The organism is Pseudoroseomonas sp. WGS1072, from assembly GCF_049340465.1.
GTDB lineage: Bacteria > Pseudomonadota > Alphaproteobacteria > Acetobacterales > Acetobacteraceae > Pseudoroseomonas.
This window is the reverse complement of record NZ_JBMPSU010000001.1, coordinates 3,147,451-3,172,721: the sequence shown is the minus strand read 5'-3', so window position 1 is coordinate 3,172,721 and position 25,271 is coordinate 3,147,451. Positions and strand designations below refer to the sequence as shown.

Annotated in this window: 20 protein-coding genes and 2 pseudogenes; 14 read left to right on the top strand and 8 right to left on the bottom strand. The window is 71.4% G+C overall.

The window, feature by feature from the left end:
• Nucleotides 1–10: 10 nt before the first annotated feature.
• From ACF3NH_RS14910 to ACF3NH_RS14900, 3 genes and pseudogenes are all read left to right on the top strand, one after another.
• Nucleotides 11–244 (top strand): annotated as a pseudogene (locus ACF3NH_RS14910) (DUF3253 domain-containing protein); the annotation flags it as partial.
• A 67-nt stretch (nucleotides 245–311) separates the two neighbouring features.
• Entirely contained in the window at nucleotides 312–2,045 is a 1,734-nt protein-coding gene (locus ACF3NH_RS14905) for an ABC transporter ATP-binding protein/permease (RefSeq protein ID WP_422923809.1), read from the top strand.
• Between the two features lie 92 nt (nucleotides 2,046–2,137).
• Entirely contained in the window at nucleotides 2,138–2,974 is an 837-nt protein-coding gene (locus tag ACF3NH_RS14900) for a VOC family protein (RefSeq protein ID WP_370592083.1), read from the top strand.
• Here ACF3NH_RS14900 and ACF3NH_RS14895 read toward each other — a convergent pair.
• The gene (locus ACF3NH_RS14895) at nucleotides 2,964–3,695 is read right to left on the bottom strand and encodes a GntR family transcriptional regulator (RefSeq protein WP_422923807.1); all 732 of its coding nucleotides are present in this window, start codon (nucleotides 3,693–3,695) and stop codon (nucleotides 2,964–2,966) included. The genes ACF3NH_RS14900 and ACF3NH_RS14895 overlap by 11 nt on opposite strands.
• 175 nt (nucleotides 3,696–3,870) lie before the next feature.
• Here ACF3NH_RS14895 and ACF3NH_RS14890 point away from each other — a divergent pair, with 175 nt between their 5' ends.
• From ACF3NH_RS14890 to ACF3NH_RS14875, 4 genes are read left to right on the top strand one after another with little or no spacing between them, the layout of a single operon-like run.
• On the top strand, nucleotides 3,871–4,830 hold the full coding sequence (locus ACF3NH_RS14890) for a 2-hydroxyacid dehydrogenase (RefSeq protein WP_422923805.1): 960 nt from the start codon (nucleotides 3,871–3,873) through the stop codon (nucleotides 4,828–4,830).
• A 16-nt stretch (nucleotides 4,831–4,846) separates the two neighbouring features.
• Nucleotides 4,847–6,598, top strand: a complete 1,752-nt coding sequence (gene araD, locus ACF3NH_RS14885) for an L-arabinonate dehydratase (protein ID WP_422923803.1) — start codon at nucleotides 4,847–4,849, stop codon at nucleotides 6,596–6,598.
• 34 nt (nucleotides 6,599–6,632) lie between these two features.
• Complete coding sequence (locus ACF3NH_RS14880; protein ID WP_422923801.1) at nucleotides 6,633–7,352, top strand: ribonuclease activity regulator RraA; 720 nt, start codon at nucleotides 6,633–6,635, stop codon at nucleotides 7,350–7,352.
• A 40-nt stretch (nucleotides 7,353–7,392) separates the two neighbouring features.
• Nucleotides 7,393–8,373 carry a Bug family tripartite tricarboxylate transporter substrate binding protein gene (locus ACF3NH_RS14875; protein ID WP_422923799.1) on the top strand — a complete coding sequence of 327 codons (981 nt, stop codon included), beginning with the start codon at nucleotides 7,393–7,395 and terminating at the stop codon, nucleotides 8,371–8,373.
• A 46-nt stretch (nucleotides 8,374–8,419) separates the two neighbouring features.
• On the opposite strand, the gene ACF3NH_RS14870 is transcribed toward ACF3NH_RS14875, so the two are convergent.
• Entirely contained in the window at nucleotides 8,420–9,910 is a 1,491-nt protein-coding gene (locus ACF3NH_RS14870) for an amidase (protein ID WP_422923797.1), read from the bottom strand.
• Nucleotides 9,911–9,972: 62 nt separating this feature from the next.
• The gene (ggt, locus tag ACF3NH_RS14865) at nucleotides 9,973–11,595 is read right to left on the bottom strand and encodes a gamma-glutamyltransferase (protein WP_422923795.1); all 1,623 of its coding nucleotides are present in this window, start codon (nucleotides 11,593–11,595) and stop codon (nucleotides 9,973–9,975) included.
• A 132-nt stretch (nucleotides 11,596–11,727) separates the two neighbouring features.
• On the opposite strand from ggt, the gene ACF3NH_RS14860 reads away from it, so the two are divergent.
• Complete coding sequence (locus tag ACF3NH_RS14860; RefSeq protein WP_198367985.1) at nucleotides 11,728–12,069, top strand: tRNA-binding protein; 342 nt, start codon at nucleotides 11,728–11,730, stop codon at nucleotides 12,067–12,069.
• 2 nt (nucleotides 12,070–12,071) lie between these two features.
• Nucleotides 12,072–12,551 (top strand): xanthine phosphoribosyltransferase, encoded by a 480-nt coding sequence (gene gpt / locus ACF3NH_RS14855; protein ID WP_198367986.1) that lies wholly within the window; start codon nucleotides 12,072–12,074, stop codon nucleotides 12,549–12,551.
• Between the two features lie 99 nt (nucleotides 12,552–12,650).
• Here gpt and ACF3NH_RS14850 read toward each other — a convergent pair whose 3' ends face one another.
• Nucleotides 12,651–13,643: a D-2-hydroxyacid dehydrogenase gene (locus ACF3NH_RS14850; protein WP_422923792.1), complete on the bottom strand. Its 993-nt coding sequence runs from the start codon at nucleotides 13,641–13,643 to the stop codon at nucleotides 12,651–12,653.
• Nucleotides 13,644–13,917: 274 nt separating this feature from the next.
• On the opposite strand from ACF3NH_RS14850, the gene ACF3NH_RS14845 reads away from it, so the two are divergent.
• On the top strand, nucleotides 13,918–14,655 hold the full coding sequence (locus tag ACF3NH_RS14845; RefSeq protein ID WP_422923790.1) for a prephenate dehydrogenase/arogenate dehydrogenase family protein: 738 nt from the start codon (nucleotides 13,918–13,920) through the stop codon (nucleotides 14,653–14,655).
• Nucleotides 14,656–14,659: 4 nt separating this feature from the next.
• Here the strand turns inward: ACF3NH_RS14845 and ACF3NH_RS14840 are convergent, their stop codons facing one another.
• Together ACF3NH_RS14840 and ACF3NH_RS14835 are read right to left on the bottom strand one after the other, a co-directional pair.
• On the bottom strand, nucleotides 14,660–15,841 hold the full coding sequence (locus tag ACF3NH_RS14840) for a beta/alpha barrel domain-containing protein (protein WP_370592079.1): 1,182 nt from the start codon (nucleotides 15,839–15,841) through the stop codon (nucleotides 14,660–14,662).
• A 10-nt stretch (nucleotides 15,842–15,851) separates the two neighbouring features.
• Entirely contained in the window at nucleotides 15,852–17,231 is a 1,380-nt protein-coding gene (locus ACF3NH_RS14835; RefSeq protein ID WP_198367989.1) for a class II 3-deoxy-7-phosphoheptulonate synthase, read from the bottom strand.
• 139 nt (nucleotides 17,232–17,370) lie between these two features.
• Here ACF3NH_RS14835 and ACF3NH_RS14830 point away from each other — a divergent pair.
• A pseudogene (locus tag ACF3NH_RS14830) lies at nucleotides 17,371–18,588 on the top strand (amidohydrolase family protein); the annotation flags it as partial.
• 152 nt (nucleotides 18,589–18,740) lie between these two features.
• On the opposite strand, the gene ACF3NH_RS14825 reads toward ACF3NH_RS14830, so the two are convergent.
• Nucleotides 18,741–20,189, bottom strand: coding sequence for an N-acyl-D-amino-acid deacylase family protein (locus ACF3NH_RS14825; protein ID WP_198367991.1), 1,449 nt, complete (start codon nucleotides 20,187–20,189; stop codon nucleotides 18,741–18,743).
• A 150-nt stretch (nucleotides 20,190–20,339) separates the two neighbouring features.
• Here ACF3NH_RS14825 and ACF3NH_RS14820 point away from each other — a divergent pair, with 150 nt between their 5' ends.
• From ACF3NH_RS14820 to ACF3NH_RS14810, 3 genes are all read left to right on the top strand, one after another.
• On the top strand, nucleotides 20,340–21,101 hold the full coding sequence (locus tag ACF3NH_RS14820) for an IclR family transcriptional regulator (RefSeq protein ID WP_198367992.1): 762 nt from the start codon (nucleotides 20,340–20,342) through the stop codon (nucleotides 21,099–21,101).
• A 110-nt stretch (nucleotides 21,102–21,211) separates the two neighbouring features.
• Nucleotides 21,212–23,590 carry a penicillin acylase family protein gene (locus tag ACF3NH_RS14815; RefSeq protein WP_422923787.1) on the top strand — a complete coding sequence of 793 codons (2,379 nt, stop codon included), beginning with the start codon at nucleotides 21,212–21,214 and terminating at the stop codon, nucleotides 23,588–23,590.
• Nucleotides 23,591–23,661: 71 nt separating this feature from the next.
• Nucleotides 23,662–24,642, top strand: coding sequence for an aldo/keto reductase (locus ACF3NH_RS14810; protein ID WP_422923785.1), 981 nt, complete (start codon nucleotides 23,662–23,664; stop codon nucleotides 24,640–24,642).
• A gap of 7 nt (nucleotides 24,643–24,649) precedes the next feature.
• Here ACF3NH_RS14810 and ACF3NH_RS14805 read toward each other — a convergent pair whose 3' ends face one another.
• Complete coding sequence (locus ACF3NH_RS14805) at nucleotides 24,650–25,138, bottom strand: YaiI/YqxD family protein (protein ID WP_422923783.1); 489 nt, start codon at nucleotides 25,136–25,138, stop codon at nucleotides 24,650–24,652.
• Between the last annotated feature and the right edge of the window lie 133 nt (nucleotides 25,139–25,271).

Below are 25,271 nucleotides of genomic sequence, written 5' to 3'. Positions count from 1 at the left end.
ATCCCTGCCCATGTCCTCTGATACTCCGCAGCCTTCTCCCGAACTCCTGGCGGCCGAGATCCTGCGCCAGACGACGGCGCGCGGGCTGGAGAAATCCGTCTGTCCCAGCGAGGTCGCCCGCGCCCTGGCGCCGGGCGAGGCGTGGCACGGCCTGATGGGGCCGGTGCGGCGCGCCGCCATCGCGCTGGCCGAGGCGGGGCGCATCGAGATCCTGCGCAAGGGCAAGCCGGTACCGCCCGAGGCGGTGCGCGGCGCCCGCCCCCCGGCTGCCCCCCCCCCCCCCCCCGCCCGCGGGAAGGAGCCCCCCGCCGATGGCCATCCCCCGCTTCCCCTTCCTGCGCGACGCCTGGGCCCTCGCCCGGCCCTACTGGAGCAGCGAGGAACGCTGGCGGGCGCGCCTGTTGCTGGCCGTCGTCGTCGCGCTGAACCTGGCGCTGGTCGGCATGGGCGTGCTGCTCACCTTCTGGAACCGCCAGTTCTACAACGTGCTGGAGGCCCGGGACGCCGAGGCCTTCGGCGCCCTGCTGCTCCTCGGCCACCGCGGCGCCGGCGGCTTCATGCCGGGATTCGCGGTGATCGCCCCGCTGTACATCCTGGTCGCGGTCTATGCGCTCTACCTGCAGATGGCCCTGCAGATCCGCTGGCGCCGCTGGATGACCGAGAAGCTGATCGAGGGCTGGCTGGAGCACCGCGCCTATTACCGCATCGCCCTGACCGATCGCGGCACCGACAATCCCGACCAGCGCATCGCCGAGGACACCCGCCTCTTTGTCGATGACACGCTGAGCCTCGGCCTCGGCCTGATGAACGCGGTGGTGACGCTGGTCTCCTTCGTCTTCGTGCTCTGGAGCCTGTCGGGGCCGATGGAGATCCTGGGCGTCAGCATCCCCGGCTACATGGTCTGGGTGGCGCTGCTCTATTCCGTCATCGGCACCTGGCTGGCCCATCTGGTGGGGCGACGGCTGATCCGGCTGAATTTCCTGCAGCAGCGGGTCGAGGCGGATCTGCGCTTCGCCCTGGTGCGCTTCCGCGAGAACATGGAGGGCATCGCCCTCCAGGGCGGCGAGGCGCGGGAGCGGCAGGGGCTGCTGGCGCATTTCCACGCGGTGCTGGAGAACTGGTGGGGCATCATGCGCGTCACCAAGCACCTCACCTTCTTCACCGCCGGCTTCACGCAGGTCGCCATCGTCTTTCCCATCCTCGTCGCCGCCCCGGCCTTCTTCGCCGGGCGCCTCGACCTCGGCGGGCTGATCCAGACCTCCTCGGCCTTCCAGGAGGTGCAGGGCTCGCTCTCCTGGGCGATCAACAACTACGGCCAGCTGACCGGATGGCGCGCCACGGTGGAGCGGCTGACCGGCTTCAGCCGGGCCATCGCCCTCGCCCACGCCGCCGCCGGGGAAGGGCCGCGCCGCGTGGCGACGCCGGGGCCGGGGCCGGAGCTGCGCGCCGAGCAGCTCGACATCCATCTCCCCGATGGCCGCAGCCTGACGCGGCAGGCACGGCTCTTGGTGCGGCCGGGCGAGGCGGTGCTGATCACCGGCGCCTCGGGCAGCGGCAAGTCCACCGTGTTCCGCGCGCTGTCCGGCATCTGGCCCTTCGGTTCGGGCGAGATCGCCACCCCGCCCGGCGAGGCGCTGTTCCTGCCGCAGCGGCCCTACCTGCCGCTCGGCACGCTGCGCGCCGCCGTGACCTATCCGCGCGACCCGGCGGAAGTGCCGGAGGCGCGGCTGCGCGCGGTGCTGGAGCAGGTCGGGCTGGGGCGGCTCCTGCCCCGGCTGGACGAAGCCGAGACCTGGGACAAGCGGCTCTCGGGCGGCGAGCAGCAGCGCCTGGCGATCGCCCGCGCCCTGCTGCTGCGCCCGCGCTGGCTGTTCCTCGACGAGGCCACGGCCAGCCTCGACCCCGAGGCGGAGGAGGCGCTCTACGCCCTGTTGCGGCGGGAACTGCCGGAGACGGGGATCCTGTCCATCGCGCATCGCCCCGCCGTCGCGCGGCATCACGACCGCGTGTTGCGCCTGGAGGAGGGCGTGCTGCGCCCGGTTTGACGCCGGGCATCGCCGGAGGGGGCTTCGCGGCACCGGAAAAGCCGTCCATAGCTGGGGCGCCTGCCGCGCGAAGGAGCCTCGCCTTGAGTGCCGTGCTGACGCCTGTCATCGATCATGTGGTCGTCTCCGTCGGGGACCGTCTGGACGAGGCGGCCGAGACCTATCGCCGCCTGGGCTTCACGCTCACCGAACGCGGGCACCACAGCCTCGGCTCCAGCAACCACCTGGCGGTCTTCGGCACGGACTATCTGGAACTGCTCGGCCACGAGCCGGCCCGGCTGCAGGGCGCCGCGCCGCCCTGGCAGATGCCCGATGGCCTCGGCGGACTGGTCTTCAAGCCGCTGCCGACGGAGGACTTCGCCAGGCGGATCGCCGAGGCCGGCGTGCCGGTCGGCGAGTCCCGCGACTTCGCGCGCCCCGTCGCGCTGCCCGGCGGCGGCGCGCGGGAGGCGCGCTTCCGCGTCACCCACCTCGCGGCCGGGGCCAGCCTGGGCGGCCGCGTCTTCTTCTGCCACCACCACACGCCCGAGCTGGTCTGGCGGCAGGAATGGCAGCGCCACGACAACGCCGTGACCGGCGTGGCCGAGTTCGGCGTGACGAGCGGCGAGCCGGCACGGACGGCGGCGCCCTACCGCGCGCTGTTCGGCAAGGCCGTGGCCGAGATCCCCGGCGGCGTGGCGATCGCCGCGGCGGGGGCGCGGGTGTTGATCCTGACACCGGAGGCCGCGCGGGCCCGCTGGGGCCGGGCCCTGCCCCGGCTGCCGTCGGACGGCCGGGAACGCATGGTGGCCCTCGGCCTGCGCAGCGCCCGCCTCGAGGACAGCCGCGACCTGCTGCGGCGGTCCGGCTTCCGGCCCCGTGAGAAGGAAGGCCGCCTGTTGCTGCCCGCCGCGGAAACCGGCGGCCTAGCGCTCAGCTTCAGCGGCTGAGGGGCGCCTCGCTGGCCTCGGTGAAATAGCCGGCATGCCGGGCCTGGATCTCCGCGATCCGGCCCAGCGTGTCCGAGAGGTGGCGGCGCAGGCCGGCCACCGCCGCCTCCACCCGCCCCGCCAGGATCGCGCCGGCCAGCGCCTCGTGCTCCGCGAGGATCGCGGCGGCCTTCCCCGGAGCCGGCAGATGGAGGCGGCGCAGCCGGCGCAGGTGGCCGCTCCGGGCCTGCGCCAGATCCCAGAGCCCCGCGACGCCGGCGGCGGCATGCAGCTCGGCATGGAAGGCGTCGTCGGCGGCCGCGAAGGCATCGTGATCGCCCCCCTCGAGCAGCCTCCGCTGCTCCCGCAGATGCTCCTGCAGGCCGGCCCGCAGTCCGGTCGGGGGGGCCTCCGCCAGGTGCCGGACCGTCTCCAGCTCGATCGCGCGGCGCAGGAAGAGGGCCTCGCGGGCGCTGGCGAGATCGATCCGCGCCACCCGCGTCGAGGCGCTGGGCACCACCTCCACCAGCCCCTCGGCCTGCAGCCGCATCAGCGCCTCGCGCACCGGGGTCTGGCTGAGGCCGAGCTGCGCGGCGAGGGCGGCGCGCGACAGCACCGCGCCGGGCGCCAGGGTGAGGACCAGGATCGCCTCGCGGAGTGCGCGGTAGGCGAACTCTCCCGCCGAGGGCGGGCGGCCGAAGGGTCGCAGGGCGGCGATCGGCAGAGGCGCGTTCTGGTCCATGGCCCTTTATATCGTTCTTTACCGAAATCCGAAATATCGGCTGCTTGCCTGACAAGCTGATGTCCGGTATCAGGAACGGCAAGGCCCTGCTGCCAAGGGCCGATCATTGGGGGATGGACGTCAGGACGGTCCCGCGGGCCCACTGGCACCCCTGCCCTGCGCCGAGGAGTCCGCCATGCCCCTGCCCCGCATCGTCGTCGCCCGCCGTATCACCGAAGCCGCCGCCGCCCGTGCCCGCCAGGACTTCGACGCCCTGATGGCCGAGCACGACATGGACGCCGCGGAAACCATCGCCGCCGCGGCGGCGCACCGCGCCGAGGCCATCCTCATCGGCGGCACCTCGAAGCTGGACGCCGCCGCCATCGCGCAACTGCCCGATCATGTCCGGCTGATCGCCAACAGCAGCGTCGGCTACGACCACATGGACGCCGCGGCGGCCAAGGCGCGTGGCATCCTGGTCACCAACACGCCGGACGTGCTGACCGACTGCACCGCCGATCTCGCCTTCATGCTGCTGCTCGGCGCCTGCCGCCGGGCGCATGAATACGACGCCCTCATGCGGGCCGGCTGGCGCAAGAAGCTGGGTCTGCCCGACATGCTGGGAGTGAAGCCCTCGGGCAAGGCGCTGGGCATCGTCGGCATGGGGCGCATCGGCCGCGCCATGGCCCAGCGCGCGCGCGGCTTCGGCATGACGGTGCTCTACCACAACCGCAACCGCCTCCCCCCGGAACTGGAGCAGGGCGCGCGGTACTTCGCCGACCTGCGGGAGATGCTGCCGCATTGCCAGATCCTGTCGCTGCACCTGCCGGGCGGCGCCCCCAGTGGAACGATCATGACGCGCGAGACCTTCGCCCTGCTTCCCCGCGGCGCCGTCTTCGTCAACACCGCACGCGGCTCGCTGGTCGATGAGGAGGCGCTGCTGGAGGCCCTGACGAGCGGCCAGCTCTTCGCCGCCGGGCTCGACGTGTTCCGCAGCGAACCCGACTACGACACGCGCTTCGCCGAGTTGCCCAATGTCCTGCTGGCGCCCCATGTGGCCAGCGCCACGATCGAGACACGCGACGCCATGGGCTTCCGCGCCCTCGACAACATCGCCGCCGTCACCGCGGGCCGCGCCCCGATCGACCCTGTCTGAAGCCGGGATCCAACCCATGAGCCAGTCTCCCCTGCCCCGCGTCAAAACCGTCGAGGAGTTCCGCAGCCGCCGCTGGTTCGGTCCGGCCGACCTGCGCAGCTTCGGCCACCGCTCCCGCGCCATGCAGATGGGCTACGCGCCCGAGGAATGGACCGGCAAGCCGGTCATCGCCATCGTCAACACCTGGTCCGACCTGCAGCCCTGCCACGCGCACTTCAAGACCCGCGTCGATGACGTGAAGCGCGGCATCCTGATGGCTGGCGGCTTCCCGGTCGAGCTGCCGGCCATCTCGGTTTCCGAGAGCTTCGTCAAGCCGACCACCATGCTCTACCGCAACATGCTGGCCATGGAGACGGAGGAGCTGCTGCGCTCGCACCCCGTCGACGGCGTGGTGCTGATGGGCGGCTGCGACAAGTCGACCCCCGCCCTGCTGCTGGGCGCCACCAGCATGAACATCCCGGCGATCTTCCTGCCGGCCGGCCCGATGCTGCGCGGCAACTGGCAGGGCAAGGTGCTGGGCTCGGGCTCAGATTCCTGGAAGTACTGGGACGAGCTGCGCGCCGGCAAGATCACCGACCAGGACTGGCTGGGCGTCGAGGGCGGCATCGCCCGCAGCTATGGCACCTGCATGACCATGGGCACCGCCTCGACCATGACCGCCATCGCCGAGGCGGTGGGCATGGTGCTGCCGGGCGGCTCCTCCGTCCCCGCCGCCGATGCCGGGCATATCCGCCTGGCCAGCGAGAGCGGGCGGCGCATCGTCGAGATGGTCTGGGAGGACCTGACGCTGCAGAGGATCCAGACGCGGGAGGCCTTCGAGAACGCCATCGCCGTCGCCATGGCCATGGGCTGCTCGACCAACGCCATCATCCACCTGATCGCCATGGCGCGCCGCGCCGGCCAGGAGATCGGCCTCGACGACTTCGAGCGCTTCAGCCGCAAGGTTCCGGTCATCGGCAATGTGCGCCCCTCCGGCAATGCCTACCTGATGGAGGACTTCTTCTATGCCGGCGGCATCAGGGCGCTGATGGGCAATATCCGCGAGCACCTGCATCTCGACTGCCTGACCGTGACCGGCCGCAGCCTCGGCGAGAACATCGAGGGCGCGCGCGTCTACAACGACGATGTCATCCGCGGCACCGCCAATCCGATCTATGGCGAGGGGTCTCTGGCGGTGCTGAAGGGCAACCTCGCTCCCTCCGGCTGCGTCATCAAGCCGGCCGCGATGGACCAGAAGTTCCTGAAGCATTCCGGGCCGGCGGTGGTCTTCGACGACTATCCCTCGATGAAGAAGGCGGTGGAGGACGAGAGCTTCCCCTTCACGCCCGATACGGTGATGGTGCTGCGCAACGCCGGCCCGCAGGGCGGCCCCGGCATGCCGGAATGGGGCATGCTGCCGATGCCGAAGAAGCTGCTGAAGATGGGGCTGCGCGACATGCTGCGCCTGTCGGACGCGCGCATGTCCGGCACCAGCTATGGCGCCTGCGTGCTGCATGTCGCGCCCGAATCCTATATCGGCGGCCCGCTCGCGCTGCTCCGCACCGGCGACATCGTCGAGGTGGATGTCGATGCGCGCAGCATCAACATGCGGGTCCCGGACGAGGAACTGGCCCGCCGCCGCGCCGAATGGGTGCCGCCGCCGGAGCGCTACGGCCGCGGCTATGGCTGGATGTTCTCGAAGCATATCCGCCAGGCCGACGAGGGCTGCGACTTCGACTTCCTGAAGACCGAGTTCGGCCCGCCGGTCCCCGAGCCGGCGATCTTCTGACCGCCACGCCCCCTTTCGCCCGGAGCAACCAACGATGAGCAAACTCAAGCCCGAGACCCGCGACAAGCTGAAGCAGGTCAGCACCGCGACCCTGGCCACGGCGCTGTTCAAGCGCGGGCTGCGCAACCAGATGATCCAGGGGGTGCAGCCGCTGCGCCCGATGGCGGAGAGCATGGTGGGCGAGGCCTTCACCCTCCGCTACATGCCGGCACGCGAGGATCTCAACAGGATCGACGTCTTCCGCGACCGCGCCCACCCGCAGCGCAAGGCGGTGGAGGAGTGCCCGCCCGGCGCCGTGATGGTGATGGACAGTCGCAAGGACCCGCGCGCCGCCTCGGCCGGCGGCATCCTGGTGACGCGGCTGATGAAGCGCGGCGTCGCCGGCGTCGTCACCGATGGCGGCTTCCGCGACAGCGCCGAGATCGCCTCGCTCGAGATGCCGGCCTTCCACACCCGCCCCTCGGCGCCGACCAATCTGACGCTGCACCAGGCGATCGACATCAACGTGCCGATCGGCTGCGGCGACGCGCCGGTCTTCCCGGGCGATGTCATCGTCGGCGACAATGACGGCGTCATCGTCATCCCCGCCGAGCTGGCCGACGAGCTTGCCCAGGAAGCGACGGAGATGACGGCCTTCGAGGACTTCGTCACCGAGCAGGTGCGCGGCGGCCGCTCCATCCTCGGCCTCTATCCGCCGACCGACGAGCAGTCGCTCGCCGATTTCGCCGCCTGGAGGAAGGAGAAGGGGCGCTAGCCGCCGCCTCCCGCTTCCACGTCCGAGGAGATCAAGAAGAATGCACCGTCGCACCCTGCTGCGGGCCGGCTCGCTCGCGCTGCCGGCCCTGATCCTGGGCCGCCAGGCTCACGCCCAGGCCTGGCCGAACCGGCCCACCACCATGATCGTGCCTTTCGCCCCCGGCGGCTCCTCCGACATCATCGGCCGGGCCGTGGCGCAGCGCATGACCGAGGCGCTGGGCCAGCCGGTCGTGGTGGAGAACCGCCCGGGCGCGGCCGGAGAGGTTGGCGCGCGGCAGCTTGCCCGCGCCACGCCGGATGGCCACACGCTGCTGGCAGCGCCGATCAGCACCTTCGCCATCAACAAGGCGCTGCGGCCCAAGCTCGGCTACGATCCGGAGACGGATTTCACCAACCTGACGCTCTCCGTGACCACGCCGAACGTTCTGGTGGTCAATCCGAAGCAGGTTCAGGCCAACGACCTGAAGGCCCTGATCGCCTGGCTGAAGCGCGCGGGGGCGCAGGATTCCTACTCGACCAGCGGCGTCGGCTCGTCCGATCATCTCACCATGGAGCTGTTCAAGCAGCTCACCGGCACCCATGTCGCGCATATCCCCTACGCCGGCGGCTCGCCCGCGACGACCGACCTGATCGCCGGCAATGTCCAGCTGTCCTTCCAGAACCTGGGCTTCATCACGCCCTTCATCCAGGACAGGCAGGTCAAGCCGATCCTGGTGACCTCCGAGAAGCGGCATCCGCTGCTGCCGGACGTCCCGACCGCCGCGGAGGCCGGGCTCGAGGACTTCGTCGTCTATTCCTGGCAGGCCATGGCCGGGCCGCCGAAGATGGAACCGGCGCTGATCCAGCGCGTGCATGCCGCCATCGTCGCCGGGCTGAAGCACCCCGAGACCGTGAAGCAGATGGACCGTATCGGCTTCAGCGTCGTGGGCAACAGTCCGGAGGAGTTCCAGGCGTTCCAGCGCAAGGAGATCGCGCGCTGGACCGATGTGGTGAGGCGCGGCAACATCGAGGCCGCCTGACCCTCCGGAGGTTGAGGGTGGGCCGTGCGCCCCGCCCACCCTCCCCTCAGTCGAAGCTCAGGAAGCCCGGCATCTCGCGGATCGGCCGGGCCGCCTTCAGCTTCGCCAGATCGGGCACCGGCCGCGCGAGGGTGGCGTCGCCGCTCACCGCCGCCTCGATGGCCGCCGCCACGGCGATGACCTGCGCATCCGCCCCGCGCGCGCCGACGATCTGCAGCCCGAAGGGCATGCCGGCGCGGTCGACGCCCAGCGGCAGGCTGATCGCCGGATGCGCCGGAAGGGTCACGGCATAGGCCAGGGCCAGCCAGTGGAAGTAGCTCTTGGTCGGCTGGCCGTCGATCTCGGCCGGATAGAGCTCGCTCCACGGGCGCGGCGAGAGGGTGATGGCCGGCGAGAGGATGACATCCACGCCGGTCTCGAAGAAGGCCTGCCAGGCGCGGTAGATCCGGGTCTGCAACACCGAGGCGCGCGCCACGTCGCTGGCGCTGTAGCCCCAGCCTTCCTCGACATTGGCGCGCACGTTCGGGCCCACATCCTGCGGGCGCGCGCGCACCTTCTCCTCATGCCCCGCCAGGAAGCTCAGAGCCCGCAGGATGGCGAAGGCCTCGTCGTAGCCGCCGCATTGCGGGTGCTTCTCCTCGACCCCCGCGAAGAGCGGGCCGAGCGCCTTCACGCGCTCGGCGAAGACCTCGCGGATATGCCGCTCCGTCGGCGCGAAGCCGAAATCCGGCGTGGCGGCGACGCGGATCGTCGAGAGGTCGATCGCCTCATGCAGCGCCATGCCGCGCCGCACATCGATGTCGGGCAGCGTGTAGGCCAGCGGGTCGACGCCGTGGTCGGCCGCCATGGCGGAGAGCATCAGCGCCAGATCGCCGGTGTCGCGCGCCATCGGGCCGAGCACCGAGAGGGCCGACCAGCCCAGGGCCCGCCGCTCGGCCGGCACCACGCCGGGGCTCGGGCGGAAGCCAACGATGCCGTTGAAGGCCGCCGGATTGCGCAGGGAGCCTCCGGTGTCCGAGCCACTGGCCAGCGGCACCATGCCGCAGGCCAGCGCCACGCCTGATCCGCCCGAGGAGCCGGCCGCCGAGCGGGCCGGGTCGAAGGGATTGCCCGTCGCGCCATAGACGGCGTTGCGGGTATTGGCCCCGGCGCCGAACTCCGGCGTGTTGGTCTTGCCGAGGACGATGCCGCCGGCCTGGCGCAGATCCGCCACCATCGTGGAATCGCGCTTCGGCACGTTGTCGCGAAAGATCGGGCTGCCGAAGGTCGTGGCCAGCCCCTCGGTGTCGTCGAGATCCTTGATGCCGAGCGGCAGGCCGTGCAGCAGACCGAGCGCCTCGCCCCGCATGACCGCGGCCTCCGCCGCCTTGGCCTCGCGCCGCGCGCGGTCCTCATCCATCGCCACTATGGCGTTCACGGCATGGTTCACCGCGCCGATGCGGGCGATGCAGGATTCCAGCAGTTCGACGGGGGAGAGCTTCTTCTCGCCGATCAGGCGGCGGGCGGTGACGGCGGAGAGGTCGCAGGCTTCGGTCACGCGGAACGTCCTTCGGGCAAAGCGGGTGGGGAAGCGGGGCGCGCCGGGCGCCCCGCCGGAGTTCAGTAGCCGAGCGCGCAGCCATCCTTGCGCGGGTCGGATCCGCCGATCAGCACGCCGCGCCGGTGATCGATCAGGATCGCCTGGCCGCCGCCATGCGGCTTGTTGATGAACTCGCACTGGTGACCCATGCGGTTCAGCCGGTCGATCACCGCGGCCGGGATGCCGCGCTCCACCTGCACCTTGCCCTGGTAGGGGAAGAGCCGCGGCAGGTCGAGCGCCGCCTGCACGTCGAGGCCGAACTCGAAGTGGTTGGAGAGGAAAAGCGTCTGGCCCATCGGCTGGAAATGCCCGCCCATGACGCCATAGGGCATCAGCGCGCGGCCGTTCTCCATCACCATGCCGGGGATGATGGTGTGCATCGGCCGCTTGTTCGGCGCGATGCAGTTCGGGTGGCCCTCCTGCAGGCGGAAACCGAAGCCGCGGTTCTGCAGCATGACGCCGCTCTTCTCGGCCAGGATGCCGGAGCCGAAGCTCTCGAAGAGCGAGTTGATGAAGGAGCAGGCATTGCCCTCGGCATCGACGACGCAGAGATAGACCGTGTCGCGGTGCTTCGGCAGCATCTCCGCCATGCCGGCCGGCGGCAGCTCGCGCATCGCGACATCGTCGCTGATCAGCGCGCGCAGCTTGCGGGTGTAGTCCTCGCCGGTCAGCTTCGCCACCGGCACCTCGACCTGCGAGGGATCGGCCAGGAAGCCGTCCCGGTCGCGATAGGCGAGGCGCGCCGCCTCGACGTGGCGGTGCAGGCGCTCGGTGGAGAGCGGCCCCTGCTCGGGCGTCTCGAACTGACCGAGCACGCCGAGCATCTGCAGCACCAGCAGGCCCGAACCGTTCGGCGGGCACTGATAGACGTCGAGCCCGCGCCAGCGCGTCTGAATCGGCTCGACGAACTCCGCGACGTCGAGGCCGCGGGCGAAGTCGGCCTCGGTGTGGGTGCCACCGGCGGCGCGCAGGGTCGCAACCATGTCGGCCGCGACCTCGCCCTCGTAGAACGCCTTCGCGCCCTGCTGGCCGATGGCGCGGAGGGTGCGGGCCAGCGCCGGCTGGGCGAAGATGTCACCGATGCGGAAGGGCTTGCCGTCCTTCAGGAAGTGCTGCGCGGCCGCCGGATGCTTCGCCAGCTTGCCCACCGCCGCCTCCCAGTCCGAGGCGACGCGCGCGTGCACCGGGTGGCCCTCCTCGGCGAGCTTCGCCGCCGGCTCCAGGATCTCGGCGAGCGACAGCCGGCCGTGCGCCGCGTTGAGCTTGGCCCAGGCCGAGACGGCCCCCGGCACCGTGACCGAATGGGCCGAGGTGTTGACCATGGCGGTCAGGCCGTCGGCGCGCAGCTTCTCCGGCGTGGCGCCGGCCGGGGCGCGGCCGGAGCCGTTCATGGCCACGACCTTGCCGCCGCCCGCCGGGGCATACAGGCAGAAGCAGTCGCCGCCGATGCCGGTGGACTGCGGCTCGATCACCGCCAGCACGGCGGCGGCGGCGATGGCGGCGTCCATGGCGTTGCCGCCGCGGCGGAGAATGTCGATCGCCGTCAGCGTCGCCGCGGGCATGGAGGTGGCCGCCATGCCATGGGTCGCCAGGACCGGGCTGCGGCCAGGGGCATGGAAATCGCGGGTCGGGTAGTCGCGCATTGTTCTCTTTCGCGTCGGACGTTGAGGCACAGCAGCTTACCGCGCCCCGCCGGCCACCACCACCTGCGCGCCGGCACGGCGGGGGATGGCTTGCCACTTCCCTCGCCCAGCCCGCCGCGCTATCCGGAGACCATGGCAGCCACCGCAACGATCGAAGATTTCGACCGCCTCGACATCCGTGTCGGCACGGTGGTCGACGCGCAGCTCCTGGAGGGGGCGCGCAAGCCGGCCTACCGGCTGGAGATCGATCTCGGCCCGGAGCTCGGCCTCCGCCGTTCCTCGGCCCAGATCACGGCGCATTACAAGCCCGACCAGTTGATCGGCCGGCAGGTGCTCTGCGTGGTGAACTTCCCGCCCCGCCGCATCGCCGGCTTCGAGAGCCAGGTGCTGACCCTTGGCCTGCCTGACACCGAGGGCGCCGTCGTCCTGCTCAGGCCCGATATCGCCGTGCCCAACGGCGGCAGGATGTTCTGAGCATGGCACCGCGCTACTACACCGTCACCTGGGACCAGCTGCACCGCGACGGCAAGGCGCTGGCCTGGCGGCTCATCGCCAAGGGGCCCTGGAAGGGCATCGTCGCCATCACGCGCGGCGGGCTGATCCCGGCCGCCATCGTGGCGCGCGAGCTGGACTGCCGGCTGATCGAGAGCGTCTCCATCGTCACCTACGACGAGGAGACGCGCGGCGAGCCGGTGGTGGCCAAGGCGCCCGCCGCCGCCGGGGATGGCGAGGGTTGGCTGGTGCTGGACGATCTGGTGGACACCGGCACCACCCTCAGGGTCGTGCGCGGGCTGCTGCCGAAGGCGCATTACGCCACGGTCTACGCCAAGCCGGCCGGCAATCCCCTGGTCGATACCTTCATCACCGAGGTCAGCCAGGACACCTGGATCCTCTTTCCCTGGGACACCGAGCCGCAATTCGTGGCGCCGATCGCGCGCTCGGCCCCGCCGCAGTGAGGCGACCGGGGGCCGGCGGTCCCCGGCGCGGCACCCGGAGCAGATCCTGATCAGGTGGAAGCGCCTGATCGGGTGAAGCTGCCCGCAAAAACAAATGCTCTAGTAGCCGCGGTCCGGCCGCACCTGGTTCGGCCAGCCCTGGCCGGCGCGATGCGCCCGGATGTTCTCGAACAGGATGTCCAGGCTGATGTCGTTGTAGGTGTCCGGATTGTCCGAGGACATATGCGGCGTGACCAGCAGGTTGGGCGCCCGCCAGAGCCGGTGCTCCGGCGGCAGGGGCTCCGGCGTGGCCACGTCGGTCACCGCCCCACCGAGATGGCCGCCCTCCAGAAGGTCGCACAGCGCGTCCTGGTCCCACAACGCGCCACGGCCGATATTCACCAGCCGCGCGCCCGCGGGCAGCAGCGCGAGGCGGCGGCGATCCATCAGGCCGCGCGTCTCGGGCGTCAGCGGGCAGGCCAGCACGAGGTAGTCGGCGCGCGGCAGCACGCTGTCCATATCGCCCTGCGCCACGACCTCGTCGCACGACTCGTGCGGCGTCGCGCGGCTGCGGACCCCGATCACGGTCATGCCGAAGCGCTTCGCCCAGCCCGCCACGGCGCCGCCCAGCGTGCCGAGGCCGACGACGCAGACGGTGCGCCCCGCCAGCAGGGTGGCGAAGCGCGGGCGCCACTCGCCCCGCTGCTGCGCCTGGGCGAAGGTCGGGATATGGTTGGCCAGCATCAGCAGGGCCATGATGCCGTATTCACCGGCCTTGGCCCCATGAGTGCCGCGGTTGTTCAGCAGCGCCGTCCGCGCCGGCAGCCAGTCCATCGGCAGCAGTCGGTCCACCCCGGCGGAGGTGCAGAAGATCGCCTTCAGCCCGGGCGCGCGCTCCGGCGGCAGCTTGCCCTTCAGGCGCCGGTCCACCTCGGAAACCCAGGTGAGAAGGATGTCCGCCTCGCCCAGGCCGGCGGCGAAGCCGGCATCGTCATCGGCGAAGCTGACGGTCAGGCCGGTCATGTCCGGATGGCGGGTCAGCGCCTGGCGCCACTGCGCCTCCGTGATCGGAAACAGGGTTTCGCCGGCGGGATTCTGGACGTGGATGCGCATGGCGCGAAGCCTCGCATGGCGGGCGGCCACGTCAAGGCCGTTGCACAGGCGGAAGGCCTCCGGCGCGCCTGCCCTCGACGGTCCTTCCCGCGGCGGCTTTGATGCGGCCATGACCCCGGCCGCGCCCGCGCTGCGATCCTATTACCGGCTCTCCGCATAGAGAGCGGCCCGGTCGTCCCTGCCTTGAACGAGACACCCTGCCGCCCACCGGGCGGCAGTGTCATTTCGGACCCCTGGCCTTTCCGGTGGCGGCGCCAGCCCGCCGAGGATGCCAATGTCCCGCCTTCCCCGCCTCCGCTTCGGCCTGATCGGCCTCGGTGCCTTCGGCGCCTTCTGCCGGCCGCATCTGGAACGTCTCGGCCCCGTCGCCGGGCATGATCCCGCCTGGCCCGGCTCGGACTCCCTGGCCGAGGCCGCGAGCCGGGATATCGTGGTGCTGGCCGTTCCCGTCGCCCGGCTGGCCGAGGCGGCCCGTGCCATCGCGCCGCATCTGCGGCCGGGCGCCGTGGTGGTCGAACTCTGCTCGCTGAAGACGCGCCCCCTGGCGACGCTGCGCGCCCTGCTGCCGCGCCATGTCCGCGTCCTGGGGCTGCACCCCCTCTTCGGACCGCAAAGCGCGCGGGACGGGATCGTCGGGCTGCGCGTGGTGGTCGATCCCTCCGGCGGCGCCGCCGCCCGCCTCGCCGCGCGGCTGCTGCACCGCCTCGGCCTCGCCGTGGTCTGGATGACGGCCGAGGAGCATGACCAGCAGATGGCCTGGGTGCAGGGGCTGACCCATCTGCTGGCCCGGCTGGTACAGGGGCTGGACATGCCCGAACTGCCACACCGGACCCGCAGCTTCGATCGGTTGATGGACGCGCTCGGCATGGTCTCGCAGGACAGCGAGGCGCTGTTCCGCACCATCACCGAGGAGAACCCCTTCATGCCCGAGGTGAAGGCGCGGCTGCTGGCCGGGGCCGAGGCGCTGCTGCGCGCGCCCGCGGACCAGGGCGAGGACACCCTGGCCGCGTGAGGCCTCAGCCTCCCGAGTTCCGCTGCCGCTCCCCATGGCGGTGCAGCAGGAACTCGCGCCCCAGCTTGACCCGCGCCACGCCGTCATAGGCGACGATATCGGCGGTGGCGTAGGTCTCGCTCCAGGTATCGGGGATGAAGCTGCCGGTGCCGACCACGTCGATCGGCGCCCGGGCCTGCTGCATCACCCGGCACTTGCCGACGCCGAAGCCGGAGGAGGCGACGATCCGCACGCGGGGGAAGCCCGCCTCGTCCAAGGCCTCGCGCATGCGCCAGATCGCCGCCGCTGAGACGCCGGTGCCGACCAGGTGGCGCAGCTCGGTCTCCGAGCGGTAGCGGCGGATGGCGCCGGGCGCGTGCCGCTCCAGCACCGCGTAGGAGGCCGCCGGGTCCAGCCCTTCGAGGAAGCGGCCGCCATGGGTGTCGATCCGCACCGAGAGCCGCCCCTCCGCCGCCAGATCCGGAAAGCGCTGGCAGAGCGCCAGCGTGTCGGTCACCTCGCGGCCGAAATAGTCGACCAGCACGGTGAGCGGCTCGTCGGGGAAGGTCTCGTGGAACATCTCGGCGGCGCGTACGGTGCTGCGGGCATAGCCGATCAGGGCATGCGGCATGGTGCCATAGCCCCGCCCCTGACCGAACCAGTGCGCCGTGGCGTCATTGGCATTGCCGATGAAGCCCTTGGCCCCCTCCCGCTGCGCCGCGCGGCTGCCGACCGAGGCGGCATAGGCCATCATCTCCTGCATCTCGGCCCCGGCGCAGTGCCGGGCCTCCATGGCCAGGAAGGCGGCGCCGGGCAGTTCCAGGCACATCTGATAGGCGTTGTGCGCCGCGACGCAGGGCGGGCCGAGCTTCTGCAGGTAGAGCGTCTCGAGGTCGCCCAGCTGCACCAGGGAGCCGGTCAGGTAGAGGATCGGATCGCCCGCGCCGATCCACTCCCCTTCCTTGTGCATCAGTTCGATGCCGATCTCGATGCCGCGCGCCGCCGCCACGCGCTCCAGCCATTCGACCATCAGCCGCGGCGCCGAGACCACCGGCCGGCGCATGAAGACGGCATAGGTGACGCGGGCATCGCCGAAGCGGGCGACGATGGCCTTGGTGCGGTTGAAATAGGCGTCGGTGAGGCCGGCGATGGCCTCATCCGACGTCATCGAGCCGTGCAACGGCCCGGCCCCGGGGGGCTTGGTCATGAGGCCTCGCTCACTGCGCCGCGATGGAGGGGAAGGCCACCCCCTCCGGCCGCCGCGCCTTCAGCTCCTCGGCGACCAGGAAGGCTAGCTCCAGCGCCTGCTCGGCATTGAGGCGGGGATCGCAGAAGGTGGCGTAGTTGGCGGAGAGGTCGGCCTCGGTCAGCCGGTGCGCGCCACCGACGCATTCGGTGACCTCGCTGCCGGTCATCTCGACATGCACGCCGCCGGCCCAGGTGCCCTCGGCCTGGTGCGCGTCGAAGAAGCCGCGCAGCTCCGCCAGGATGGCGTCGAAGGAGCGGGTCTTGTAGCCGCCGGCGGTGTGGGTGTTGCCGTGCATCGGGTCGCAGATCCAGACCACCTCGCGCCCGGCCCGCTTCACCGCGCGCAGCAGCGGCGGCAGCTTCTCCATCACCTTCTGCGCCCCCATGCGGCTGATCAGCGTCAGCCGGCCGGGGCGGTTCTCGGGGTTCAGGATCTCGGTCAGGCGCACCAGCTCCGCCGCGTCGGTGGTCGGGCCCACCTTCAGGCCGAGCGGGTTGCGCACGCCGCGCAGGAACTCGACATGCGCGCCGTCCGGCTGCCGCGTGCGGTCGCCGATCCAGAGGAAGTGGGCGGAGCAGGCATACCAGTCGCCACTGGTGGAATCGACCCGGGTCAGCGCCTGCTCATAGGGCAGCAGCAGCGCCTCATGGCTGGTGTAGAACTCCGTCTCGCGCACCTGCGGCGCGTTCGACATGCCGCAGGCGCCCATGAAGCGCAGCGTCTCGTCGATGCGGGCGGCAAGGTCCTGGTAGCGCTCGGCCAGCGGCGAGCGGGCGACGAAGCCGAGGTTCCAGCGGTGCACCTCGTGCAGGTCGGCGTAGCCGCCCGTCGCGAAGGCACGCAGCAGGTTCAGCGTACCGGCTGACTGCATATAGGCGAATTCCATCCGCCCCGGATCGGGCACCCGCGCCTCGGCGGTGAATTCCGGCCCGTTGATGATGTCGCCCCGATAGGAGGGCAGCGTCACGCCATCGACCGTCTCGGTGTCCGAGGAGCGCGGCTTGGCGAACTGGCCGGCCATGCGCCCGAGCTTCACCACCGGCAGCGAGCCGCCGAAGGTCAGCACCACGGCCATCTGCAGCAGCACGCGGAAGGTGTCGCGGATGGTGTTGGCGCGGAAATCGTTGAAGCTCTCGGCGCAATCGCCGCCCTGCAGCACGAAGGCCCGCCCCTGCCCGGCCAGGGCCAGGGACTGCTGCAGCCTGCGGGCCTCACCGGCAAAAACCAGAGGGGGAAAGCTCGCCAGACGGGATTCCATGGCATTCAACCTGGCCTGGTCCGGATAGTCCGGGACTTGCCGGATCGGCATCTCCCGCCAGCTTCCGGGCTGCCACCCGCGCACCGTCATGACACTGAGCGTCCTCACTAGAGTTTCTGGCCGGCCAGAATAGACCGAGCCTGCCCCGCCGGGCTACGCCCCATCCGCAACCCAGCGTCCTGCCGGCTATTATGAACCGCGGTTCATTCAACAGGAAGGCAACTCCCCCATGCATCTGAGCCGACGCGCCTCCATGCTGGCATTGACGGGGCTGTGCCTGGCCTCGTCCCGCCCCGCGCGGTCCCAGCCCATGCCGCCCACCGCCCTGACGGGCGCGCGGCCTTTCGATGGCGAGCGCCTGGGGGAGCCGGCGACCGTCCTCATCCAGGACGGGCTGATCCGCGCCATCGGCCGCGAGGCCCCTCCCGAGGGCGCGCGGCGCGTCGACCTCACAGGGCATTGCCTGCTCCCCGGCATGACGGCGGATCACATCCACATCGGCCACACGGCCGGCGGGGCCTCGGGCCGGCGCTTCTACACGCGGGAGAACGTGCAGGCCCAGCTGGAGCTGTACCGCAATTTCGGCGTCACCAACGTCGCCGCCCTCGGGCTCAACCCGCCGCCCTTCCATGCGCTGCGGCAGGACAGCCGGGAGGGACGCCTGCCGGGCGCCCGCTTCCTGGGCGCCGGGCCCGGCATCGGTGTCCCCGACGGTGCCCCGCCCTCCGGGCCGATGCAGCTGTCGGAGGACCAGGTGGCGCGGCCGGACAGCGTGGAGGCGATGCGCCGCGCCGTCGATGCCATGGCGGAGCAGGGTGTGGATCTCATCAAGATCTGGGTGGACGGTCTGGGCGGCACCCTGCCGCAGATGCCGCCCGAGATGGTGCGCGCCGCCGTCACCGCCGCCCATGCGCGCGGGCTCAAGGTGGTGGCGCATATCCACGACCTGTCGCAGGCGCGGCTGGCGGTCGAGAACGGCGTCGATATCCTGGGCCACGGCATCCGCGACCGCGAGGCCGACCCGCCGCTGATCGAGGCGATGCGCCGTCAGGGCACATGGTACATTCCGACCATCCAGATCGACGAGGCCGAATACATCTACGCCGATCGGCCGGAGCTGCTGGAGGATCCCTTCTTCCGCGCCGCCGCCAATCCCGCTCTGATGGCCCGCCTGCAGGACCCCGACTGGCGGCGGAGCCAGCTGGAGAAGGCCGGCCCGCGCCGGGCCGCGGTGCGGATGAACCAGCGCAACCTGAAGCTTCTGCACGAGGCCGGCATCCGCATCGGCTACGGCACCGATTCCGGCGCGACGCCGCTGCGGGTCCAGGGCTTCGCCGAGCACCGCGAACTCGAACTGATGGTCGAGGCAGGCCTGACGCCGGCCCAGGCTCTGCGCATCGCCACCCAGGAGGCGGCGGCCCTGCTCGGGCTGGAGGATCGCGGCGCCCTGCGGCCCGGCCTGCGGCGGATCTGGTGGTGCTGGCCGCCGACCCGACGCGGGACATCCGCGCGACGCGCCGCATCCGCGCGGTGTGGCAGGGCGGGCAGGAGGTGGCGGGCCCCCTTGCCTGAGGACGCGGCGGGCCCGGAGCCGGTGGCTCAGCGCCCGCGCGTCACCACCCGCCCCGGCTTCTCCCCTGTTTCCCGGCCCCTGGCGAAGGTCGCCACGCCATTGGTCCAGACCTCCTCGATGCCGACGCTCATCTGCACCGGATTCTCGAAGGTGGCATTGTCCATCACCGTCGCCGGGTCGAAGAGCACCAGATCGGCATAGGCGCCCTCGCGCAGTTCGCCACGGTCCACCATGCCGAAGACCTGCGCCGCCCGACCGGTCATCTTGTGGATCGCCGTCTCCATGTCGAACAGGCCGAGCTGGCGGGTGTAGAGGCCGAGCACGCGGGGGAAGGTGCCCCAGAGGCGCGGATGCGGCTTCTCGTCATGCGGCAGCCCGTCCGAGCCGATCATCGAGAGCGGATGGCGCATGATGCGGCGCACATCCTCCTCGTCCATCTGGAAGGTGACGGCGCCGGCGGGCGTCAGCCGCTCAGCGGCGGCACGCAGATCGGTGTTCCAGCCCCGCGCGATCTCCGAGAGGTCGCGCCCCGCCATCTCCGGATAGGGCACCGACCAGGTGATGATGACACGGGTCTCGTCGCGCACCTTCTCCGGCATCAGCACGGTGGAGCCGGCGGGATAGGGATAGACGTCGAAGGCCACCTCCTGCATCGCTGCAGCCGCGCCGATCAGCGCCAGCGTCTGGGTGCTGCGGCCGTAATTCTCCGGCATCGAGCACTTGTGGTGGCTGATATGCACCGGTACGCCGATCCGGCGGCCGATCTTCAGCGTCTCCTCGATCGAGGCGCAGACCTTGTCGGCCTCGTCGCGCATGTGCGTGACGTACATGCCACCCGAGGCGCGCAGCGCCTCGCCGACCGCGATCACCTCCTCGGTCGTGGCCTGGGCGTTCGGCGGGTAGTAGAGGCCGGTCGAGAAGCCGGAGCCGCCCTCGGCCAGCGCCTGCTTCAGCCGCGTCTGCATGCGCAGGATCTCGGCATCCTTGGCCGGGCGGTAGACATCGCCGCCCATCGCCTCCATGCGCAGCGTCTGATGGCCGATCAGGGCATAGGTGTTCACCTCGCAGCCCTGGCTCTTCAGGGTCCGGGCATAGTCGCCGAAGCTGTCGAAGGTCCACCAGCTCTCGTCGCCCAGCAGGTCGAGCGGCGGCGGCGGGCGCCGGCTCATGCGCGCCGGCGAGAGGCTGATGCCGCAATTGCCGACGACGACGGTGGTCACCCCCTGGCTGACCTTGCAGAGCATGCATTGCGGCCCGCAGAGCACGGCGCGGTCGTCATGCGTGTGCGCGTCGATGAAGCCGGGCGCGATGGCCTTGCCGGTGGCGATCACCTCGCGATCGGCGCTGGCGCCGCCGAGGTCGCCGACGCCCACGATGCGGTCCCCGCTGACGCCGACATCACCGAGCCGTCGCGGGCCGCCCGTGCCATCGAAGATCGTCGCGTCGCGGATGATGAGGTCGCAGCGGAGCGCCATGCGGGCAATCCTTCACCGGTGCAGGGGAGAGGACAGGGATCATGCCCCGTCCCGGCCCTCCGATCCAGCCGCCGCCGGCGGATTTGCCACGCCCCGGCCTTGCGCCCGGCCCGCGCCAGCCTCAAGACCCTGCCAGGAGGAGGCTGCGCCATGGCGGAGGACCGGCTGTTCGTGCAATCGCTGCAGAAGGGGCTGGCCTTGCTGGAGGCCTTCGGGCGCCAGCCGGGGGAACTCAGCCTGAACGAGCTGGCGCATCTCTCCGGCATCGACCGCAGCTCGGCGCAGCGCATGGCGCACACCCTGCTCAAGCTCGGCTACCTGGAGCGCGGTGCCAACGGCCGCGGCTACACGCCCGGCCGCCGGATCCTGGACCGTGGCTTCGATTTCCTGCGCAGCCGCCCGCTGATCGAGCGCGCCAGCCCGGTGATCAACGAGTTGCAGCGCAACACCGGCGAACGGGTGGATCTGAGCCTGTTCGATGACGACACCATCGTCTATGCGCTGCGGCGGCAGAGCAAGCGCGAGACCTTCTATGCCACGCTGGTCGGCCGTCGCCTGCCGAGTTTCAGCACCACCGGGGGCCGTGCCTGCCTGGCGCAGCTGCCGCGCGACGCGGTGGCATCCTTGTTGCAGCGCACCACGTTGCGCCCGCATACGCCCAAGACCATCCTCGACCCCGATATCATCATGGCGCGCATAGACCAGGCCCGGCGCGAGGGCTTCGCCATCGTGCTGGAGGAGATGCTCATCGGCGAGATCGTCGTCGGCGCCGCGATCGTCGACCATGCCGGCCGGCCGGTGGGCGCCATACACCTCGCCGGCTCGCTCGCGGAATGGCCGGCGGCGCGCTTCGTTCCCCGCTTCGCGCCGCTGGCGGTCGAGGCCGCCCGCGCGCTGAGCGGCCTGCGCTGACATCGCGATGCGATACCACCCCGGCCGATCTGTGCCGGCGTGGATTGCGCGCGGCGCCCGCGGCTTCTAGCCTCCCCGGCTTCCGCGACCAGTGAGGGACGTGCCGGAGCATGATCGATTCCGCCAGCCAGGACGAGACCATCGCGCTGGAAGGATTGCGGCAGCCGGCCTCCATCCATATCGACCGCTGGGGCGTCGCGCATCTGCGCGCCGAGAACGAGCATGACCTCTTCATGCTGCAGGGCTTCAACGCGGCGCGCGACCGGCTTTGGCAGATCGACCTCTGGCGCAAGCGCGGCCTCGGGCTGCTCGCCGCGGATTTCGGTCCCGGCTACCTGGCGCAGGACCGCGCCGCGCGCCTCTTTCTCTATCGCGGCGACATGGAGGCGGAGTTCACCGCCTATGCTCCCGATGCCCGCGCCATCTGCGAGGCCTTCGCCGCCGGCATCAACGCCTATGTGGCGCTGACCGAGGCCGAGCCGCACCGCCTGCCCGTCGAGTTCGTCGCCATGGGCACGCGGCCGGCGCGCTGGGCGGCGGAGGATGTCGTGCGCATCCGCAGCCACAGCCTGACGCGCAACGCGATCTCCGAGGTGCTGCGCGCCATCGTGCTGTCGCGCGCCGACCTGGCGACCGACCTGCTGCGCAAGGATCTCGAGCCGATGCGCGAGCCGGTCCGCGCCGAGGGCCTCGACCTCTCTGCCCTCGGCACAGAGGTGCTGACGCAGTTCAGGCTCGCCACCGCCGCCGTCACCTTCTCCCCGGAGCGGCTGGCGGCGCCGCTCGAGGCGTGGCGCCGCTGGACCGGCATCACCGATCTCGGCGAGGTCGTGCAGGGCGCCGAGATGGAGGGCTCCAACAACTGGGCGATCCATGGCAGCCGCACCGAGAGCGGCCGGCCGATCCTGGCCTCCGATCCGCACCGCGCCCATGCCGCGCCCTCGCTGCGCTACATCGTTCATCTGGAGAGCCCGGGCTTCAACGCCATCGGCGCCGGCGAGCCGGCGGTGCCCGGCATCTCGATCGGCCATAACGGCACGGCCGCCTTCGCCCTGACCATCCACGGCGCCGACCAGGAGGATGTCTACGTCTACGAGACCGCGGCGGAGGACCCTGACCTCTACCGCTACGGCGACGGCCAGGAGGCGATGACGGTGCTGCGCGAGCGCTTCGCCGTGAAGCATCATCCCGACCAGGAGTTGTCCCTCCGCTTCACCCGGCACGGGCCCGTCATCGCCGAGGACCGCGCGGCGCGGCGCGCGGTCGCCATCCGCAGCGTCTGGTCCCTGCCCGGCTCGGCCCCCTATCTCGCCAGCCTCACCGCCATGCGGTCGCGCAGCCTCGAGGAGTTCCGCGCCGCGCTGCGCCGCTGGGGCACGCCCTCGGTGAACATGGTCTACGCCGATACCGGCGGCACCATCGCCTGGTCGCCGGCCGGCTACGCGCCGCAGCGGCCGAACTGGGACGGGCTGCTGCCGGTGCCGGGCGATGGCCGCTACGAATGGTCCGGCCTGCTCGACCCGGCGGAGCACCCCTGGCGCGTCGATCCGCTGGAGGGCTTCGTGCACAGCGCCAATGAGCAGAACCTGCCGCCGCACTGGCCGCATGCCGAGAAGACCTATGGCTATGAATGGACCGAGGCTTCCCGTGCCCGGCGCATCCGCGAGGCGCTGACGCGCGGCCCGCTGCTGACGCTGGAGGATTCGGCGGCGCTGCAGACCGACGTGACCTCGCTGCCGGCCCGCCGCCTCTGCGCCCAGCTGCTCTCGCTGCCCCGCGGCGGGGCGCCGGAGCTCTGGGCGGCGCAGACCCTGCTGGAGGACTGGGATCACCGGCTGGACGCCGACAGCCCCGCCGCCGCGCTCTTCGAGGTCCTGCTGACCCGGCACCTGAAGCCGCGCCTGCTGGCCGCGCTGGTCCCGGACGAGTCGCTGCACCCCCTGCTGGTGCCGCAGGACATGGAGAGCCTGCTGCGCGCGCTGGAGCAGCCCGATGACCGTTTCGGCCCCGATCCCGCCCGGGCGCGGGACGCGCTGCTGGCCGAATGCCTGATCGCCGCCTTCCGCGATTGCGAGAGCCGCATGGGCCTCTCGCCGGAGACGTGGCAATGGGGGCGGCTGCATCATGGCTATTTCAGCCATGCCCTGACCGGGCTGGCCAGCGAGAGGGCGGGCTCCCTCGCCGGGCTCGATGTCGGCCCCTACCCCGTCGGCGGGAGCGCGCAGACGCCGATGCACACCGGCTACCGGGCCACCGACTTCCGCTGCAACTACGGCGCCTCGGTGCGGCTGGTGATGGATGTCGGCGCCTGGGACAACAGCCTCTGCATCAACGCGCCCGGCCAGTCGGGCGACCCGGCCTCGCCGCATTACGCCGACCTGGCGCCGCACTGGGCGCGTGGGGAGTACGTGCCCCTGCTTTATACGCGCGAGGCGGTGGACCACATGGTGATGCGCTGCATTCACCTGGAGCCGGCCGGTCCGGACTGACGCTCCGCGACGCAACCCGGGGGCCGGCCTGGGTGTCTGCACCGCAGGAAGTCCCGCAGAGGAGTCACCCCATGGCCACGACACGCTTCGCACCCCCGGGCCCGCTCGGCTTCGGCGGCGCCCCGCTGGGCGACATGTTCGACAAGGTGGACGAGGCCACCGCCCAGGCCACGCTGGAGGCGGCCTGGGACAGCGGCATCCGCTACTACGACACCGCGCCGCATTACGGCGCCGGCCTGTCCGAGTTCCGCTTCGGGCAGATGCTGCGGCAGCGCCCGCGGGACGAGTATGTGCTCTCGACCAAGGTGGGGCGCCTTCTGGTGCCGGACGTCGAGGGCGAGATCGCGCATCCCTTCCGCTCCGCCATGGCCTTCCGCCGCGTGCAGGACTACTCCGCCGCCGGCGCCCGCCGCTCGGTGGAGGACAGCCTGCAGCGCATGGGCATCGGGCGGATCGACATCGTCTACGTCCATGACCTGGCCGCCGACCACCTGAGCGATGCCTGGGAGGAGGCTTTCGCCACCGCACGCGAAGGAGCCTTCAGGGAGCTGATCCGCATGCGCGAGGAGGGGCTCATCAAGGCCTGGGGGATGGGCGTCAACCTCACCGAGCCCTGCATCCGCGCGCTGAAGGAGTCCGACCCCGACGTCTTCCTGCTGGCCGGGCGCTACAGCCTCATCGACCTGGCCGGGCTTGACGAGCTCTTCCCGCTCTGCGCCGAGCGCGGCGCCCATATCGTCGTCGGCGGGCCCTACAATTCCGGGCTGCTCGCCGGCGGCACCACCTTCAACTATGTCGAGGCCGCGCCGGCAGAGGTCGAGGCGCGCAACCGCATCGCCGCCGTCTGCCAGGAGCTTGGCGTCGATCTGCGGGCCGCGGCCTTGCAGTTCTGCGCCGCGCATCCGGTGGTGGCGGCGGTCATCCCCGGCGCCAAGCACCCGGACCGCGTGCGGCAGAACGCGGCGCTGATGCGGGCCCGCATTCCCTCCGCCTTCTGGGCGGCGCTGAAGGCCAAGGGGCTGCTGCCGGAGGATGCACCCACGCCGGGCTGAGGATGGCCTAGTCCCAGTCCGTCAGGGGGCGCCAAAGGGTGATCGGCGGCGCGGCGGCCTCGCGGATCGCCGCCTGCACCTCGGTCTCCAGGGCGGCGAGAAAGCGCGAGCGGTCCGATCCGGCCATCGGCGCGGGCCCGCGCGTGGCGGCGCCGATCTCGCGCAGGTGGCGCGCCACCTCCCGCCCCGCCAGGGCGCTGCCGATGTTGTCGCGTGTCCAGACGCGGCCGTTCGGGGCGAGCGCGCGCGCCTGCCGCGCCAGGCAGCGCGAGGCCAGCGGAATGTCGGCGGTGACGCAGACATCCTGGGCGGCAATATGCTCCGCGATCCAGTCGTCCGCCGCATCGGCCCCTTCGGCCACGATGACCCGACGCACCCAGGGCACGTCCGGCAGGCGGATGCCGCGCGAGCCGTTGGAGACGACGTGCACCACGCGGCCGAGCCGCCCGGCCACGCGAAAGACTTCCTCCCGGACCGGGCAGGCGTCGCCGTCCACCCAGATCTCCGGGCCTTCCCGATCCGCATTCATGACCCGCAGGCATAGACGAGGAGCCGCCACGGGCCAAGCGGGCGGATCCGGGATGTATCTGGCCCGATCATTGCTTGGCCTTCATCAACCAACGCCACCC